At 65.0% G+C, this 15,227-nt stretch carries 14 protein-coding genes; 8 read left to right on the top strand and 6 right to left on the bottom strand.

All coding sequences use genetic code 11. The features are described from left to right. Positions 1–30 precede the first annotated feature (30 nt). Positions 31–1,209, bottom strand: a complete 1,179-nt coding sequence (gene pncB / locus BN1136_RS10975; protein ID WP_043808487.1) for a nicotinate phosphoribosyltransferase — start codon at positions 1,207–1,209, stop codon at positions 31–33. Between the two features lies 1 nt (position 1,210). Next, entirely contained in the window at positions 1,211–1,846 is a 636-nt protein-coding gene (locus BN1136_RS10970; RefSeq protein WP_043764253.1) for a nicotinamidase, read from the bottom strand. A gap of 74 nt (positions 1,847–1,920) precedes the next feature. On the opposite strand from BN1136_RS10970, the gene BN1136_RS10965 reads away from it, so the two are divergent. Beyond that, a complete protein-coding gene (locus tag BN1136_RS10965) occupies positions 1,921–2,571 on the top strand; it encodes an NUDIX hydrolase (RefSeq protein WP_043764255.1) in 651 nt (216 codons plus the stop codon). Continuing rightward, entirely contained in the window at positions 2,571–3,056 is a 486-nt protein-coding gene (locus BN1136_RS10960) for a 2-thiouracil desulfurase family protein (protein ID WP_167332250.1), read from the top strand. Before BN1136_RS10965 ends, BN1136_RS10960 begins: the two co-directional genes overlap by 1 nt. On the opposite strand, the gene BN1136_RS10955 is transcribed toward BN1136_RS10960, so the two are convergent. The 3 genes from BN1136_RS10955 to BN1136_RS10945 form a co-directional block, all read right to left on the bottom strand. Then, positions 2,999–3,946 carry an acyltransferase gene (locus BN1136_RS10955; RefSeq protein ID WP_043808485.1) on the bottom strand — a complete coding sequence of 316 codons (948 nt, stop codon included), beginning with the start codon at positions 3,944–3,946 and terminating at the stop codon, positions 2,999–3,001. The genes BN1136_RS10960 and BN1136_RS10955 overlap by 58 nt on opposite strands. Before the next feature lie 7 nt (positions 3,947–3,953). Next, on the bottom strand, positions 3,954–4,853 hold the full coding sequence (locus BN1136_RS10950; protein WP_043764105.1) for an acyltransferase: 900 nt from the start codon (positions 4,851–4,853) through the stop codon (positions 3,954–3,956). 120 nt (positions 4,854–4,973) lie between these two features. Beyond that, positions 4,974–6,491 (bottom strand): YifB family Mg chelatase-like AAA ATPase, encoded by a 1,518-nt coding sequence (locus tag BN1136_RS10945; protein ID WP_043764104.1) that lies wholly within the window; start codon positions 6,489–6,491, stop codon positions 4,974–4,976. A gap of 385 nt (positions 6,492–6,876) precedes the next feature. Here BN1136_RS10945 and ilvG point away from each other — a divergent pair, with 385 nt between their 5' ends. The 6 genes from ilvG to ompA all read left to right on the top strand — a co-directional run bounded on the left by ilvG (position 6,877) and on the right by ompA (position 14,638). Continuing rightward, on the top strand, positions 6,877–8,523 hold the full coding sequence (ilvG, locus tag BN1136_RS10940; protein WP_043764102.1) for an acetolactate synthase 2 catalytic subunit: 1,647 nt from the start codon (positions 6,877–6,879) through the stop codon (positions 8,521–8,523). Further along, positions 8,520–8,789, top strand: a complete 270-nt coding sequence (gene ilvM, locus BN1136_RS10935) for an acetolactate synthase 2 small subunit (protein WP_043764101.1) — start codon at positions 8,520–8,522, stop codon at positions 8,787–8,789. The genes ilvG and ilvM overlap by 4 nt, the downstream gene beginning before the upstream one ends. A 12-nt stretch (positions 8,790–8,801) precedes the next feature. Further along, positions 8,802–9,746, top strand: a complete 945-nt coding sequence (locus BN1136_RS10930) for a branched-chain amino acid transaminase (RefSeq protein ID WP_043764100.1) — start codon at positions 8,802–8,804, stop codon at positions 9,744–9,746. A gap of 146 nt (positions 9,747–9,892) precedes the next feature. Beyond that, positions 9,893–11,734 (top strand): dihydroxy-acid dehydratase, encoded by a 1,842-nt coding sequence (gene ilvD, locus BN1136_RS10925; protein WP_043764098.1) that lies wholly within the window; start codon positions 9,893–9,895, stop codon positions 11,732–11,734. Positions 11,735–11,737: 3 nt separating this feature from the next. Further along, on the top strand, positions 11,738–13,270 hold the full coding sequence (gene ilvA, locus BN1136_RS10920) for a threonine ammonia-lyase, biosynthetic (RefSeq protein ID WP_043764097.1): 1,533 nt from the start codon (positions 11,738–11,740) through the stop codon (positions 13,268–13,270). Between the two features lie 246 nt (positions 13,271–13,516). Further along, positions 13,517–14,638 carry a porin OmpA gene (ompA, locus tag BN1136_RS10915; RefSeq protein ID WP_043764096.1) on the top strand — a complete coding sequence of 374 codons (1,122 nt, stop codon included), beginning with the start codon at positions 13,517–13,519 and terminating at the stop codon, positions 14,636–14,638. A gap of 55 nt (positions 14,639–14,693) precedes the next feature. Here the strand turns inward: ompA and BN1136_RS10910 are convergent, their stop codons facing one another. Next, positions 14,694–15,146 carry an HPP family protein gene (locus BN1136_RS10910; protein ID WP_043764110.1) on the bottom strand — a complete coding sequence of 151 codons (453 nt, stop codon included), beginning with the start codon at positions 15,144–15,146 and terminating at the stop codon, positions 14,694–14,696. Between the last annotated feature and the right edge of the window lie 81 nt (positions 15,147–15,227).

Here is a 15,227-nt window from a genome sequence, read left to right as displayed (position 1 = left end):
TGCGCAAGATGGGGCACTCAAAAAGGCGTCTTATACCCCGACGTGGAAGGCCTGCTTGAGGTTGCGGATGAAGTCCGCGTCCCGGCACAGGGTCTTGCCCGGGCTGTCGGAGATCTTGGCGACCGGGCCGCCGTTGCACTCCATCAGCTTGAAGACGATGTTCATCGGGGTGACCCCGGGCAGATCGCAGGTGAGCTTGGTGCCGATGCCGAAGCTGGTGTTGATGCGACCGCGGAAGTGGCGGAACAGCCGGACTGCCTTGTCGAGGTCTAGGCCGTCGGAGAAGACCAGCGTCTTGGTGGCGGGATCGATACCGAGGCGCTGGTAGTGGCTGATGGCCTTCTCGCCCCAGACCACGGGGTCACCGGAGTCGTGGCGCAACCCCTGATAGCGGCTCGCCAGCTCGAAGTCGAAGTCACGCAGGAAGGCATCCATGGTGATGCAGTCGGTCAGGGCGATGCCGAGATGGTTGGTGAACTCGTCCAGCCAGCTGGTGAGGGCCGCGCGCTGGCTGAGTTCCAGCGGGAAGCCGAGCTGCTGGTGGGCCTGGAACCACTCGTGGGCCTGGGTGCCCACCGCCGGCAGCCGGTATTTCTGGGCCAGCTGGTAGTTGCTGGTGCCGCGAAACGCCGGCAGCCGATCCTGGAGGCGGCCCACCACTGCATCCTGCACCGCGTGGGAGAAGCGGCGACGGGTGCCGAAGTCGATGAGGTTGAACTCGGTCATCTCCTCCGGGCTCAGATCCCGTTCCAGCCTGTCGATCTTCTGGTCGAGCCGTTCCAGCGCCTGGCTGACGCCGAACTGGGGGTAGCGGAAGCGGTTGCGCATCTCGCTGATGATGGCGAGCACCGGGATCTCCCACAGGATGACGTCCTGCCAGGGGCCTTCGACCCGCACATTGATGCGACCATCCTGCTCGAACACCTTGAGCAGGGAGGCATCCAGCGGCTTGCGGCGCAGGTGATCCAGATAATCCGGGGTGAAGAAGGGGCGCTCGGCCAGAAAATCGAGCTCGGGCCGGGTCAGTCGCAGGGAGCCGGCGAGGCGCAGCTGCTCCTCGATCTCGCCCATCATGGGCAGCAGATCCTCTTCGTTGCGGCTGTGGAATTCGGCCACCACCTCGGCATCCGGGTAGCGATGGAACACCGCCTGCTGCATGTGCAGCTTGTAGGCATCGGTGTCGAGCAGGCTGTTGAGGATCGGGGGCATATCAGGCGTCCAGCAGGCGTTGTACATCGGCCAGAGTCTGGGCCAGCTCGGCGCCGGCCTCGATCATCTGGGCACGGGCCTGGGCGATCGTCTCGGGGGCGATGCCGCGGCAGGCATCGAGGTGGACGATGACCCGGAAGCCGGCGCGGCGCAGCTGCAGCACGCTGGTCTTGACGCAGTAGTCGGTGGCCAGGCCGCCGACCAGCACTGTGCTGACACCACGGGCCTGCAGGAACTCGACGAGCCCGGTGCTGCGACGCTCGGCCAGGTCGTGGTAGCAGGCGCCATAGGGGTGCAGATCCGGCTCGACCCCCTTCCAGACGAAGAAGTCGTAGTCGATGGGGGCGGGCAGGCCGTCGAGCAGCTCGAAGCCAGGGGTGCCCGGCACGCAATGGGCCGGCCAGGTGAGGTCGGCGTTGGGCAGCGTCAGCGGTTGCAGCATGGCGGCCGGCTCGCTCACGACCCAGGCAGCGTTCGCGGGGTGGGCGTCCTTGCTGCCGACTCGCAGGGTGGCGAGGGCGGCCTGGGCGTTGAGTGCCGCCACTATGTCATCCCCGCCTGCGACGGGCAGCTCGTTCGGACAGAGCGGAGTAAACCCCTTCTGCGCATCAATATCCAGGCTGGCGATGGTTCCCATGGGTGACTCCTGCACATAATATTCTTGTGATATTATCTACCAAACATTATTAGAAGGCGAGCAGGTCGACCAGGATGCCGAGAATGAGTCTGGATATGGTGGTGCTGCGGTTGCGCGAGGAGCGGCTCGAACTGCTCCTCGAAACCCGGGATCGCCCCCCCTTTGCCCACTGCTGGCAGCTGCCGGCCCTGCGCATCGACGAGACCCGGGATCGGGATCTGGATGCCGCCCGCCACCGCCTGCTGGCGCAATGGGGGCTGGCGCAGTGCTACAGCGAGCAGGTCTGTACCCTCGGCAATCTGGAGCGGGATCCCCGGGGCTGGTCCACCACCCTCGTCTACCTGTGCCTGGCGGAGCCCGAGGCTGGCGCCGTGCGCGGCTGCTGGCACCCTCTGGATGACCTGCCCGACCTGCAACTCGCCTTCGACCATCCCCAGCTCATCGCCATGGGGCTGGAGCGGCTGCGCATCAAGAGCCGTTACAGCACCCTTCCGCTGCATTTGCTGGGGGCGGAGTTCACCCTCTCCGAGGTGCAGCGTGCCTTCGAAATCATCCTGCAGACCCCCATGAACACGGCAGCGTTTCGCAAGCGGATCCACCGGGCCGACATCCTGACGGACACCGGCCGCAAGCGCACCGGCAAACAGCGGCCCGCCATCCTCTACCGGCTGGAGAACCCCTGCTGCGTGATGTTCGACCAGGTGATGAATGGAGCGGAAGCATGATGGATGTCTGCGTGCCCAAGGTGCTGGTGAGCGCGTGTTTGCTGGGTCAGCCAGTGCGTTACGACGGCCGCAGCAAGGGCATCGTCAGCGACTGGCTGAGGGAGCTCGGTGCCGAGGGGCGGGTGCTGGCCTTCTGTCCCGAGGTGGCGGGGGGGCTGCCTACCCCGCGACCGCCTGCCGAGCGGCAGGGTGAGTCTGTGGTCACCGAAAGTGGGCTGGATGTGACGACCGAGTTCGATCGCGGCGCCGCCCTGGCGCTGGCGCTCTGCCAGCAGCAGGGCATTCGCTTCGCCCTGCTGAAAGAGGGGAGCCCCTCTTGCGGCAGCGGCCGTATCTACAACGGCCGCTTCGAAGGGGTCTCGGTCGCGGGAGAGGGCAAGACCACCGCCCTGCTGCGCCGCCACGGCATCGCCGTGTTCAGCGAGGATCAACTGCCCGAACTGGCGTCGGCGCTCTCCTTGGCGGTCAATGGGACGGGCGCCTGAGCCCGCTGCCAGCCTTCCAGTATTGCGTCCTTCTCCTGCCAGCGCTGGTTCAGCCACTCCTGGAAGCCGCGCTTGAACTGCTTGTCGTTGAAGTAATCCCCTACCAGTTGCTCGTCCACCGGCAGCTCCTCGATCCGCACCCGGATGCGCTTCATCCGCCCCATCAGGAAGTCCTTGAAGGGGGTCTCGGTGTTGTCCGGGTAGCTGATGGTGACGTTGATCAGGCTGTCGAACTGATCGCCCATGGCCGCCAGGGTGAAGGCGAGCCCCGCCGCCTTGGGGGGCATCAGGTGGCGAAAGCGGGATCGGGAAGCGTCGCGCTTCGCCTCGGTGAAGCGGGTGCCCTCCACGAAGTTGATGACGGTGGTGGGGATGTGGCGAAACTTCTCGCAGGCGTTGCGGGTGGTCTCGATGTCCTTGCCCCGCAGGTGCGGGTTGCGCAGCAGAAACTCTCTCGAATAGCGGCGCATAAAGGGCATGTCCAGCCCCCAGCAGGCGAGCCCCAGCAGCGGGATGTAGATGAGCTCGTGCTTCATGAAGAACTTGGGCACCGGCAGCCGGTCGCGGAAGAGATGGCCCAGCACGACGATGTCGGTCCAGCTCAGGTGGTTGCTGATGATGAGATACCAGCCATCCTTGCGCAGCCGGGTGTCGTCCTCCACCTGCCAGTCGATGCGGGTGGTGAGGCGGATCACCAGGGCGTTGCAGCCGAGCCACAGGCGCATGAAACGGTTGTTGAGGCGACTGCAGGCACGGCCGAAGGCCGGCACGGAGAGCAGCAGCTTGGCCAGGGACACCAGCAGGATCAGGCTGGCGCACAGGGCGGTAAACAATATGGTCAGGCCGGTGCTGATGAGCAGCACCAGGGGGCCGGGGAGCAGGCTTAGCATGAGTGTCTTACTGCGTCTTGTCCGCCAGTAGCTGGCCCAGGGTCTGATCCTTCTCGCACCAGATCCCGTTCAGCCACTGCTGAAACTCTTGTTGGAACTCGGGGTCATTGAAGTAATCCCCCACCAGATTGCGTTCGATCGGCAGAAAGCGGACCCGAACCTTGATCTCCTTGACCCGACCGCACATGAAGTCCCAGTAGCTCGGGATGCCGCCCGGATAGGCGATGGTCACATCCACCAGCTTGTGCAGCTGATCCCCCATGGCCGCCAGGGTGAAGGCGACGCCACCCGCCCTCGGGTGCAGCAGGTGACGATAGGGTGCGCCCTGTTTGTCGTGCTTGCTGGCGGTGAAGCGGGTGCCCTCGACGAAATTCATCACGCTCACCGGAATGTGGCGGAATTTGGCACAGGCCTTTCGCGTGGTCTCTATGTCTTTTCCCTTCAGATGCGGGTGTTTTTCCAGGAATTTACGGGAATAACGTCGCATGAAGGGGAAGTCGAGCGCCCACCAGGCCAGACCGAGAAAAGGTACCCAAATCAGTTCTTTCTTGAGGAAAAACTTCAGGAAGGGGATTTTTTGATTAAAAATCCGCTGCAGTACCAGTATGTCGACCCAGGATTGATGGTTGGCAATCACCATATACCACTCATTCCGGCGCCCTTTGTCCACTCCGACCACCTCGAAAGGGGTTCTGATGATGGTTTTCTGGATCAGGTTGTTGAAACCTATCCAGCAGCCGGCGCAGCCATCCAGCAGCGCGTTGCAGAGGGTGCGCCACCCGTTGATGGGCAGCAGCAGCTTGATGAGGCCAAGCAGCAGGACGGGGGCAAACCAGAACAGGGTGTTGATGAAATAGAGCAGGGTCGAGAGGCTGCCGCGCAGTCGCTCTATCAGCTTGTTGGGCATGGCGGAATCCGTTTTCGTGTCGGTGGATGGCAACCAAGTGGTCAGATCAGTGGCCATAATATCAGCCGAGGCACGACTAGACCATGGAAGGCATCCCCGCTTGAGGGGTTGGCCCCTCGCTCACTGGCCGCTGCGCAGGCGCGAGAGCAGCCGATCCATGGCGCGATAGCCGAGCGCTTCGATCAGATGCTCCCGCTCGATGACGGGCCTCCCCGCGAGGTCGGCGATGGTGCGCGACACCCGCAGGATGCGGTGCCAGGCCCGGATGCTGAGCCCGAGCTTCTGGATCGCATTCTCAAGAAACTCGGCATCTGGCGGTGAAAGTCGGCAAACGGCTTCGATTTCACGGCTATCCAGCAGGTTGTTGAGCTTGCCGCTGCGCGCGATCATGCGCTCCCTTGCCGCCAGCACCCGCTCGCGGATCTGCCGGCTCGGCTCCCCCCGCTCGGCCTTGCCGGTGAGGCTGCCTTTGGGCAGCAGCGGTACTTCCACCGTCAGGTCGAAGCGGTCGAGAAAGGGGCCGGAGAGCTTGCCGAGGTAGCGAAGCACCTGATCCGGGCTGGAGCGGGTCTGGCCATCGCCATAGTGGCCGCAGGGGCTGGGATTCATGGCACCGACCAGCTGGAAGCGGGCGGGGAAGTCCACCTGGCGGGCGGCGCGGCTGATGGTGATGTGGCCCGTCTCCAGCGGTTCGCGCAGGGAGTCGAGCACCTTGCGTTCAAACTCCGGCAGCTCGTCGAGAAACAGCACCCCGTTGTGGGCCAGGGAGATCTCGCCGGGCCTCGGGTGGCTGCCGCCGCCCACCAGCGCCACTGCCGAGGCGCTGTGGTGCGGTGTGCGATAGGGCCTGTGGTGCCAGTGACCGGCCCGCGGGGTTAGGCCGCCGATGGAGTGGATGGCGGCGGTCTGTTGCGCCTCCTGTTCGCTCAGCGGCGGCAGAATGCCGGGCAATCGGCTGGCCAGCATGCTCTTGCCGGTACCGGGCGGGCCGATGAACAGCAGGTTGTGGCTGCCGGCGGCGGCGATCTCCAGCGCCCGCTTCGCCTGGGACTGGCCGATCACGTCCTGCAGATCCGGCACGTCGGGCAGGGTTTCCGCGCTCTGGGGATCCGGCAGCGGCAGCTCGTACTGACCCGCCAGCCAGGCGGTAACGGCCAGCAGCTGATGGGCGGTGCGTACCTCGGCGTCCTGGATGAGCGAAGCCTCCGGGCCGTTTTCCCGCGGAACCAGCAGGGTGCGCCCTGCGTCGCGGCAGGCGAGCACGGCGGGCAGCACACCGAGCACGGGGCGGATCTCGCCGGTCAGGGCCAGCTCTCCCAAAAATTCGTGATCGAGAAGGTATTTTGCCGGTATCTGCTTGGAAGCCGCGAGAATGCCGATGGCGATGGCCAGATCGAAACGGCCCCCCTCCTTGGGCAGATCGGCGGGAGCCAGATTGACCGTGATGTGTTTGCTCGGGAACTCGAAGTTGCCGTTGAGCAGGGCGCTGCGTACCCGATCCCGCGACTCCTTCACCGAGGTTTCCGGCAGACCCACCATGTTGAACGCGGGCAGGCCGTTGGAGAGGTGCACCTCCACCGTGACTTGCGGCGCCGTTATCCCCAGGCTGGCACGGCTATAAACAACAGCTAATGACATAAATCCCGTCCTTGGTTTGATGTATATGCTGATTAACCATATTTTATTGGTTTTTTGTTCCGCATTGCGTGTTTACTGACAGGGAAAATCAGAGTCTTGTCAGGTAAAAAGTGCTTGCCCAATAAAAATCACCGTGCTAGTTCTAATAGCCATTCGCGGCATAAACCGCCCCCATTTCACAGGATTTCCGGTTGTAACTATGAGCATGGCCTCCCGTTTCGTCAGCATTATTGTGGTCCTAGTGGTGATTATTATCTCACCGCTCGGGGCTCGTTTGGCTGCACGGAACAAGGGATAGACCCACCACCGGACAGAACGAAACAAAGCGACCCCCGAGCCTCACGGCCCGGGGGTTTTTTTTCGACCAAAGGACAGGATTTTCCACATGAACGGCGCGCAGTTTTTGGTACAGGCTCTCAAGAAACAGGGTGTGACCCAGGTGTTTGGTTACCCGGGCGGAGCCATCATGCCGGTCTACGATGCCCTGTATGACGGCGGTCTGGCCCATCAGCTCTGCCGCCACGAACAGGGGGCAGCCATGGCCGCGGTGGGGTATGCCCGCGCCTCCGGCCAGGTGGGGGTCTGTATCGCCACTTCCGGCCCCGGCGCCACCAATCTGGTGACCGGTCTGGCGGAGGCGCTGCTCGACTCGGTGCCGCTCGTGGCCATCAGCGGCCAGGTGCCCTGCGCCGCCGTGGGCACGGATGCGTTCCAGGAGGTCGACGTGCTCGGCATGTCCCTCTCCTGCACCAAGCACTCCTTCATGGTGACGGACGTGGCGGATTTGCCTCAGGTGATTGCCGAGGCCTTCGCCATCGCCAGCGAAGGGCGCCCCGGTCCCGTGCTGATCGATCTGCCCAAGGATGTGCAGTTGGCCGCGGTGCCGGCCCAGAGCCCGCTGTTTGCGGTGGAGGATCCCGAGCCCCTCAACCCGGCCGAGCTGATGGTCGCCCGTACCCTGCTGGCCGCTGCCGAGCGCCCCGTGCTCTACGTCGGTGGCGGGGTGGGCATGGCCAACGCCGAGCAGCAGCTGCGCGACTTTGCCGCCGCGACCGGCATGCCGGCGGTCACCACCCTCAAGGGGATAGGTGCGCTCGACCCCGACAGCCCCGTTTATCTGGGCATGCTCGGCATGCACGGCACCAAGGCCGCCAACCTGGCGGTGCAGCAGTGCGACCTGCTGGTGGTGGTGGGCGCCCGTTTCGATGATCGGGTGACCGGCAAGCTGGAGGAGTTCGCCCCCGAGGCCAAGGTGATCCACCTGGACGTGGACGCCGCCGAGTTTGGCAAGCGCCGCGCCGCCGAGGTGGGCATCACCACGGATCTCAAGCGGGTGCTGCCGGCCCTGGCCATGACCCTGGCCATCGAGCCCTGGCGCGAGCACTGCGCCACCATGGCCCACGAGTACGCCTTCCGTTACGACCATCCGGGTCAGGCCATCTACGCCCCGGCCCTGCTCAAAGAGCTTTCAAGCCGGCTGCCTGACACCAGCGTGGTCGCCTGCGACGTGGGTCAGCACCAGATGTGGGTGGCCCAGCACATGCGCTTCACCAGCCCGCGCAACCACCTCTCCAGCGCCGGTCTCGGCACCATGGGCTTCGGCCTGCCCGCCGCCATCGGCGCCAAGATGTCGCGCCCCGAAGACGAGGTGGTGCTGGTGAGCGGCGACGGCTCCTTCATGATGAACGTGCAGGAGCTCGGCACCATCCGCCGCGCCCAGCTCAAGGTGAAGATGGTGCTGCTGGACAACCAGCGCCTCGGCATGGTGCGCCAGTGGCAGGAGCTGTTCTTCGACGGCCGCTACAGCGAGACCATCCTCTCCGACAACCCCGACTTCGTCGCCCTGGCCGCCGCCTTCGGCATTCCGGGCGAGACCATCACATGCAAGGAGGAGATAGCCCCGGCACTGGATCGCCTGCTGGCGAGCGACACGGCCTATCTGCTGCATGTGGCCATTTCAGAGGAAGAAAATGTCTGGCCCTTGGTACCGCCAGGAGTCGCCAACCACAAGATGATGGAGCAACGCCCATGAACCAGCACAACCAGCACACTCTGCACATCCACGCCCAGCCCAGACCCGAAGTGATGGAACGGGTGCTGCGGGTGGTCCGTCACCGCGGTTTCAACCTCTGCGCCCTCACTATGGAAACGAGAGCGGAGCAGGATTGCCAACAGCTGCGGATCACGGTTACTGTCGAGTCGGTACGTCCCATCCAGCAGTTGTGGAGCCAGCTGGTCAAGCTGGTGGATGTCTCCCGGGTCGATGCACTGGAACAGCAACCCCGGATCAGCGCTTAAGGAGCCAAGCCAATGTCACAGCCTTCCCAATCCGCTACCCAACCGAAATTCATCTGGTTCAACGGCAAGCTGGTCCCCTGGCAGGATGCCCAGGTGCACGTGATGAGCCACGCCCTGCACTACGGCTCCTCGGTGTTTGAAGGGGTGCGTGCCTACGATACCCCCAAGGGCGCCTGCATCTTCCGCCTGCAGGAGCACACCCGCCGCCTGTTCGACTCCGCCAAGATCTACTGGATGGACGTTCCCTACAGCGAGGCCGAAGTGAATGAAGCCTGCCGCACCGTGGTGCGCGAGAACGGCCTGAAAAGCGGCTACCTGCGCCCGCTGGCCTTTGTCGGCAACGTGGGGCTGGGGCTGCATCCACCGCTGGATGCCAAGGCTGACCTGATGGTGGCCGCCCTGCCGTGGGGCGCGTATCTGGGGGAAGAGGGGCTGAAAAACGGGGTGGATGTGTGCGTCACCTCCTGGAACCGGCTCGCTCCCAACACCATCCCCACCGGCGCCAAGGCGGGTGGCAACTATCTCTCCTCCCAGCTCATCAGCCGCGAGGCCAGGCGCAACGGCTTCGCCGAGGGGCTGGCGCTGGACGTGAACGGCTACCTGAGCGAAGGGGCGGGGGAGAACCTCTTCCTGGTGAAAAACGGCGTGCTGTTCACCCCGCCCGCCACCGCGGCCATCCTGCCCGGCATCACCCGCGACACCATCATGACGCTGGCGCGGGATCTGGGTTACGAGGTGCGCGAGCAGGCGCTGCCCCGAGAGGCGCTCTATGTGGCGGACGAGATCTTCATGACCGGCACCGCTGCCGAGGTGACGCCGGTGCGCTCCGTGGATCGGATGCAGGTGGGCGCCGGCTGCCGCGGCCCGGTGACCGAGCAGCTGCAGAACGCCTTCTTCGGCCTGTTCAACGGCCAGACCGAGGACAAGTGGGGCTGGTTGACCCCGGTGGCGGACTGACGTGCGCGGGGAGGCCATACGCCTCCCCGAGTCGCTTCCGGTGAGGGCGCCCGGCGGTGCCCTCACCAGGATCGATTCCCGATCCGCGAATCACACATTCATGTTGAAAGACAATGCGCCCCAGGGGCATTCAGGGAGTAGAGACAATGCCGAAGTTGAGATCCGCCACCACCACCCACGGACGTAACATGGCCGGGGCCCGCGCCCTCTGGCGTGCCACCGGCATGACCGATCAGGATTTCGGCAAGCCTATCATCGCCGTGGTCAACTCCTTCACCCAGTTCGTGCCCGGTCACGTCCACCTCAAGGATCTGGGTCAGCTGGTTGCCCGGGAGATCGAGGCCGCCGGCGGGGTCGCCAAGGAGTTCAACACCATCGCCGTGGATGACGGCATCGCCATGGGCCACGGCGGCATGCTCTATTCCCTGCCGTCCCGCGAACTCATCGCCGACTCGGTGGAGTACATGGTCAACGCCCACTGCGCCGACGCCATGGTCTGCATCTCCAACTGCGACAAGATCACCCCGGGGATGCTGATGGCCGCCCTGCGCATCAATATCCCGGTGATCTTCGTCTCCGGCGGCCCCATGGAAGCGGGCAAGACCAAGCTGTCGGATCAGATCATCAAGCTGGATCTGGTGGACGCCATGATCCAGGGCGCCGATCCCAAGGTCTCCGACGCCCAGAGCGATCAGATCGAACGCAGCGCCTGCCCCACCTGCGGCTCCTGCTCCGGTATGTTCACCGCCAACTCCATGAACTGCCTGACCGAGGCCCTGGGCCTCTCCCAGCCGGGCAACGGCTCCCTGCTGGCGACCCACGCGGATCGCGAGCAGCTGTTCAAGCTGGCGGGTCAGCGCATCGTGGCCCTGGCCAACCGCTACTACCAGCAGGATGACGAGAGTGCCTTGCCGCGCAATATCGCCACCAAGGCGGCGTTCGAGAACGCCATGGCCCTGGACATCGCCATGGGCGGCTCCACCAATACCGTGTTGCACCTGCTGGCGGCGGCCCAGGAGGCGGGCGTCGACTTCACCATGGCCGACATCGACCGCATGTCCCGCAAGGTGCCCCAGCTGTGCAAGGTGGCGCCCTCCACCCAGAAATACCACATGGAAGACGTGCACCGCGCCGGCGGCGTGGTTGCCATCCTGGGCCAGCTGGAGAAGGCGGGCCTGGTACACGGCGACGCTCGCAACGTGCTCGGCACCACCCTGGTCGAGCTGCTGGGGCAGTACGACGTGAGCCGCTGCGATGACAAGGACGTGCACGACTTCTACCGCGCCGGCCCGGCCGGGATCCGCACCACCAAGGCGTTCAGCCAGGATTGCCGCTGGCCCGAGCTGGATCTGGACCGTGCCGAGGGGTGCATCCGCTCCTTCGAACACGCCTACAGCCAGGAGGGGGGCCTCGCCGTGCTCGCCGGCAACCTCGCCCTCAACGGGGCCATCGTCAAGACCGCCGGGGTGGACGAGGAGAACCTCACCTTCCGCGGCCCGGCCCGGGTATTCGAGAGCCAGGAGAGCGCCGTGACCGGCATCCTGGACGGCACCGTCAAGGCTGGCGAAGTCGTGGTGATCCGCTACGAAGGGCCGAAAGGGGGCCCGGGCATGCAGGAGATGCTCTACCCCACCACCTATCTGAAATCCATGGGCCTCGGCAAGGCGTGTGCGCTGATCACCGATGGCCGCTTCTCCGGCGGTACCTCGGGCCTTTCCATTGGCCACGTCTCCCCTGAGGCGGCCTCCGGCGGCACTATCGGTCTGGTGGAGGATGGCGACATCATCAACATCGACATCCCGGCCCGCAGCATGGTGCTGGAGGTGGCCGACAGCGTGCTGGCCGCCCGCCGCGTCGCCGTCGAGGCCCGGGGCTGGAAGCCGGTCGATCGTCAGCGTCAGGTCTCCTTTGCCCTGCGCGCCTACGCCATGTTTGCCACCAGCGCCGACAAGGGTGCGGTGCGCGATCGCTCGATGCTGGGGGAATAAGCCATGGTCTCTGCGGCGGATTATCTACGCAAGGTGCTGCTCTCCCCCGTCTACGAGGCGGCGCGGGTCACCCCCTTGCAAACCCTGAAGAAGTTGTCCGACAGGCTCGGCAACCACGTGGCCCTGAAGCGGGAGGATCTGCAACCGGTCCACTCCTTCAAGCTGCGCGGCGCCTACCACAAGATCGCTACCCTGACCCAGGAGCAGAAGGAGCGCGGCGTCATCGCCGCCTCCGCTGGCAACCACGCCCAGGGGGTGGCCTTGTCGGCGGCCAAGCTCGGCATCAAGGCGATCATCGTGATGCCCCAGACCACGCCGGACATCAAGATCGACGCGGTGCGCCGCCAGGGCGGCAACGTGCTGCTGTTTGGCAACAGCTTCGACGAGGCCTACGGCGAGAGCCGCCGCCTCGCCGAGCTGGAGGGCTACACCCTGATCCCGCCATTCGACGACGTCGAGGTGATCGCCGGGCAGGGCACCATCGGCAAGGAGCTGCTGGAGCAGGACACCCATCTCACCCACGTCTTCGTGCCGGTGGGTGGCGGCGGCCTGGCCGCCGGGGTGGCGGTCTACATCAAGCAGCTGCTGCCGGACGTCAAGGTGATCGGGGTGGAGGCGGAGGGTTCCGCCTGCCTCAAAGCGGCCATGGAGGCCGGCACGCCGGTCAACCTGGAGCGGGTCTCCCTGTTTGCGGACGGGGTGGCGGTCAAGCGCATCGGCGAGGAGACCTTTCGCCTGTGCAACCAGTATCTGGACGAGGTGGTGACCGTCTCCAACGACCAGATCTGCGCCGCGCTCAAGGACATCTTCGACGACTGCCGCGCCATCGCCGAACCGTCCGGTGCTCTGTCGCTGGCAGGCCTCAAGGCCTACAGCGAGCGTGAGCAGGTAAAGGGCGGCCGGATGGCGGCCATCCTCTCCGGCGCCAACGTCAACTTCCACAGCCTGCGCTACGTGTCGGAGCGCTGCGAGATCGGCGAGAAGCGCGAGGGCATGCTGGCGGTGACCATCCCCGAGCGCAAGGGGGCCTTCCTCGACTTCTGCCGTCAACTCGGACCCCGCATGGTGACCGAGTTCAACTACCGCTACGCCGATGCGGTGCAGGCCTCCCTGTTCGTCTCGGTGCGCCTCACCGGCGGCGATGAGGAGCTCGGCCAGATCCAGCAGCAGCTGGAAGGCAACGGCTATCCGGTGGTCAACATGACCGAGAGCGAGCTGGCCAAGAACCACGTGCGCTACATGATTGGCGGCCGCCCGGCCCGGCCCCTCGGTGAGCGGCTCTACAGCTTCAAGTTCCCGGAGCAGCCGGGGGCCCTGATGCGCTTCCTCGAGACCCTGGGGTGTCGCTGGAACATCAGCCTGTTCCACTACCGCAACCACGGTGCGGACTACGGCCGGGTGCTGTGTGCCTTCGAGCTGCCGGACGAAGACGTGGCGGCCTTCCACGACTACCTGCACAAGATTGGCTACGGCTGGAAAGAGGTGAGCGAGGATCCCGCTTACCGGCTGTTCCTGGCGAGCCAGAGCCGCCAGTGACGGCAATTACCACTCGATCCAAAACGAAGAGCCTGGCTCTTCGTTTTTTTATGGGCAGCCGCCTGACCCACCCGGAGGATGGGGGGGGATGACTGTCGATAATGTCGCCAATATCACACTCCTGAGTCCCTGGTCGTTTGAGGCTGGTTGCAGATGGGATACTCTGAATACGGGGCTTGGGTTCGGGGCCCCGTCAGGGAAGAGAGGCGCAGTCGCGTCATAACAATTCATTGCAGGGGCTCATCCATGAACAGATCTACGCTCGCCGTCCTGATCGGCGCTCTGATGGCAACGGGGACGGTGCAGGCCGCCGCCCAGGACAACACCTGGTATGTCGGCGGCAAGGCCGGCTGGTCCAACTATTTCGGGGCGGATTACGACTCCGACATCAAAGACCTGCTGGACGCCGCCAAGGTGAACGAGAACAGTGACGACCTGGGGCTGGGGGCCTTCGTGGGTTATCAGGTCAACCGCAACGTGGCCATCGAGCTGGGCTATGACTGGCTCGGCAAGTACAAGGTCGACCGGCACTACTCGGGCAATGGCATCGATTCCGGGCTGGAGGGCGAGGCCAAGGCCCAGATGATCCAGGCCACCATGAAGATCGGCTTCCCGGCGACCGAGGCATTGGAGATCTATGGCCGTCTGGGCGGTGCCTACGCCTGGACGGACAGCTCCATCAACGCCTGGTACAACGATGGCGTCAACGCGCTGTCTGACTCGGGCAGTGGCAGCTACAACGGCGCCGCCTTCGTGGGGGCGCTGGGGCTCGAGTATTCGATCGACCGCGACTGGGCCGCCCGCCTCGAATACCAGTACACCACGCCGCTCGGAAAGACCTCTCCCGGTGAGTCCGGTATAGAGCTGGACAACGGCCTGCTGTCGGTCGGCATGCTCTACCGCTTCGGCCAGGTGGGTGACGAGCCGGTGGCACCGACGCCGGCCCCCGAGCCGGCCCCGGCACCCGTGCTGGTGGAGAAGCAATTCAGCCTGGATTCCGACGTGTTGTTCGAATTCAACAAGGCGACCCTGAAGCCGGCCGCGAGCCAGGCCCTCGACAAGCTGTTTGCCGATATCCTGGCCGCCAATCCGAAGGATGGGGTGGCGACGGTGATCGGTCATACCGATCGGCTGGGGTCCGATGCCTACAACCAGACGCTCTCCGAGCAGCGTGCCCGTACCGTGGCGGATTACCTGATCGCCAAGGGACTGTTTGCGGACAAGGTGCGTGCCGAGGGGCGCGGCGAGTCTTCTCCGGTGACCGGAGGCAACTGCCCGGACGGTGCCAAGGCGCAGATGATCGCCTGTCTGGCACCGGATCGCCGGGTCGAGGTGCGTCTGACCGGGGTGTCTCAGGTCGCCGAATAGGCCCTGACCACCGGGCGGTGACAACGACGAGGGGGCCCCAGGGCCCCCTCGTCGATCATGGGGTTCGCAGCGGCCGCTGCTTCATCCAGCTGGCGCCGCGCGCCATGAGGATCAGGAGCAGGGCGCCGGGCAGCACCGTCTGCCAGAGGAAGGGCCAGGATTGCGCGGTGAGCAGCACCACCAGCGGATTGGCGCCGGCGGGGGGATGGATCACTCCCAGGCCCTGCATCAGGGCGACGGCGAGACCGACCCCCAGGGCCAGCTTGAGCTCCATGGGCAGGGGCAGCAGTTGCACCAGCAACCCCAGGATCGCCGAGAGCAGATGCCCTCCCAGCACGTTCTGCGGCCGGGCCAGCGGGCTGTCCGGCAGGGAAAAGAGCAGCACGCAGCTCGCCCCGAACGGTGCCATCAGCAGGGTCCACTGCCAGCCCAGATCCAGCCAGCCGAGCACGGCGATGGCCGTGCTGGCGCCCGCCCCGGCCAGCATGGCCGCTCTCCATCGTTGCATCTCCATCTCTGTCTCCTCGTGGATGAAGGGTCTCTTGACCCTGATGGCGACATTAGGTAGACAGATCGGTGTACTTCAAGG

This window comes from Aeromonas taiwanensis, assembly GCF_000820165.1.
Classification (GTDB): Bacteria; Pseudomonadota; Gammaproteobacteria; order Enterobacterales; family Aeromonadaceae; genus Aeromonas; species Aeromonas taiwanensis.
This window is presented reverse-complemented; position numbering and strand designations above follow the sequence as displayed.

Bases quoted from the DNA above. Each gene is read 5' to 3' on its own strand.
- BN1136_RS10930 (WP_043764100.1), top strand. From the start codon at position 8,802: ATGTCACAGCCTTCCCAATCCGCTACCCAACCGAAATTCATCTGGTTC.
- ilvG (WP_043764102.1), top strand. From the start codon at position 6,877: ATGAACGGCGCGCAGTTTTTGGTACAGGCTCTCAAGAAACAGGGTGTG.
- pncB (WP_043808487.1), bottom strand. From the start codon at position 1,209: ATGCCCCCGATCCTCAACAGCCTGCTCGACACCGATGCCTACAAGCTG.
- BN1136_RS10970 (WP_043764253.1), bottom strand. From the start codon at position 1,846: ATGGGAACCATCGCCAGCCTGGATATTGATGCGCAGAAGGGGTTTACT.
- BN1136_RS10945 (WP_043764104.1), bottom strand. From the start codon at position 6,491: ATGTCATTAGCTGTTGTTTATAGCCGTGCCAGCCTGGGGATAACGGCG.
- BN1136_RS10955 (WP_043808485.1), bottom strand. From the start codon at position 3,946: ATGCTAAGCCTGCTCCCCGGCCCCCTGGTGCTGCTCATCAGCACCGGC.
- BN1136_RS10960 (WP_167332250.1), top strand. From the start codon at position 2,571: ATGGATGTCTGCGTGCCCAAGGTGCTGGTGAGCGCGTGTTTGCTGGGT.
- BN1136_RS10965 (WP_043764255.1), top strand. From the start codon at position 1,921: ATGCCGAGAATGAGTCTGGATATGGTGGTGCTGCGGTTGCGCGAGGAG.
- BN1136_RS10950 (WP_043764105.1), bottom strand. From the start codon at position 4,853: ATGCCCAACAAGCTGATAGAGCGACTGCGCGGCAGCCTCTCGACCCTG.
- BN1136_RS10910 (WP_043764110.1), bottom strand. From the start codon at position 15,146: ATGCAACGATGGAGAGCGGCCATGCTGGCCGGGGCGGGCGCCAGCACG.
- ilvM (WP_043764101.1), top strand. From the start codon at position 8,520: ATGAACCAGCACAACCAGCACACTCTGCACATCCACGCCCAGCCCAGA.
- ilvD (WP_043764098.1), top strand. From the start codon at position 9,893: ATGCCGAAGTTGAGATCCGCCACCACCACCCACGGACGTAACATGGCC.
- ilvA (WP_043764097.1), top strand. From the start codon at position 11,738: ATGGTCTCTGCGGCGGATTATCTACGCAAGGTGCTGCTCTCCCCCGTC.
- ompA (WP_043764096.1), top strand. From the start codon at position 13,517: ATGAACAGATCTACGCTCGCCGTCCTGATCGGCGCTCTGATGGCAACG.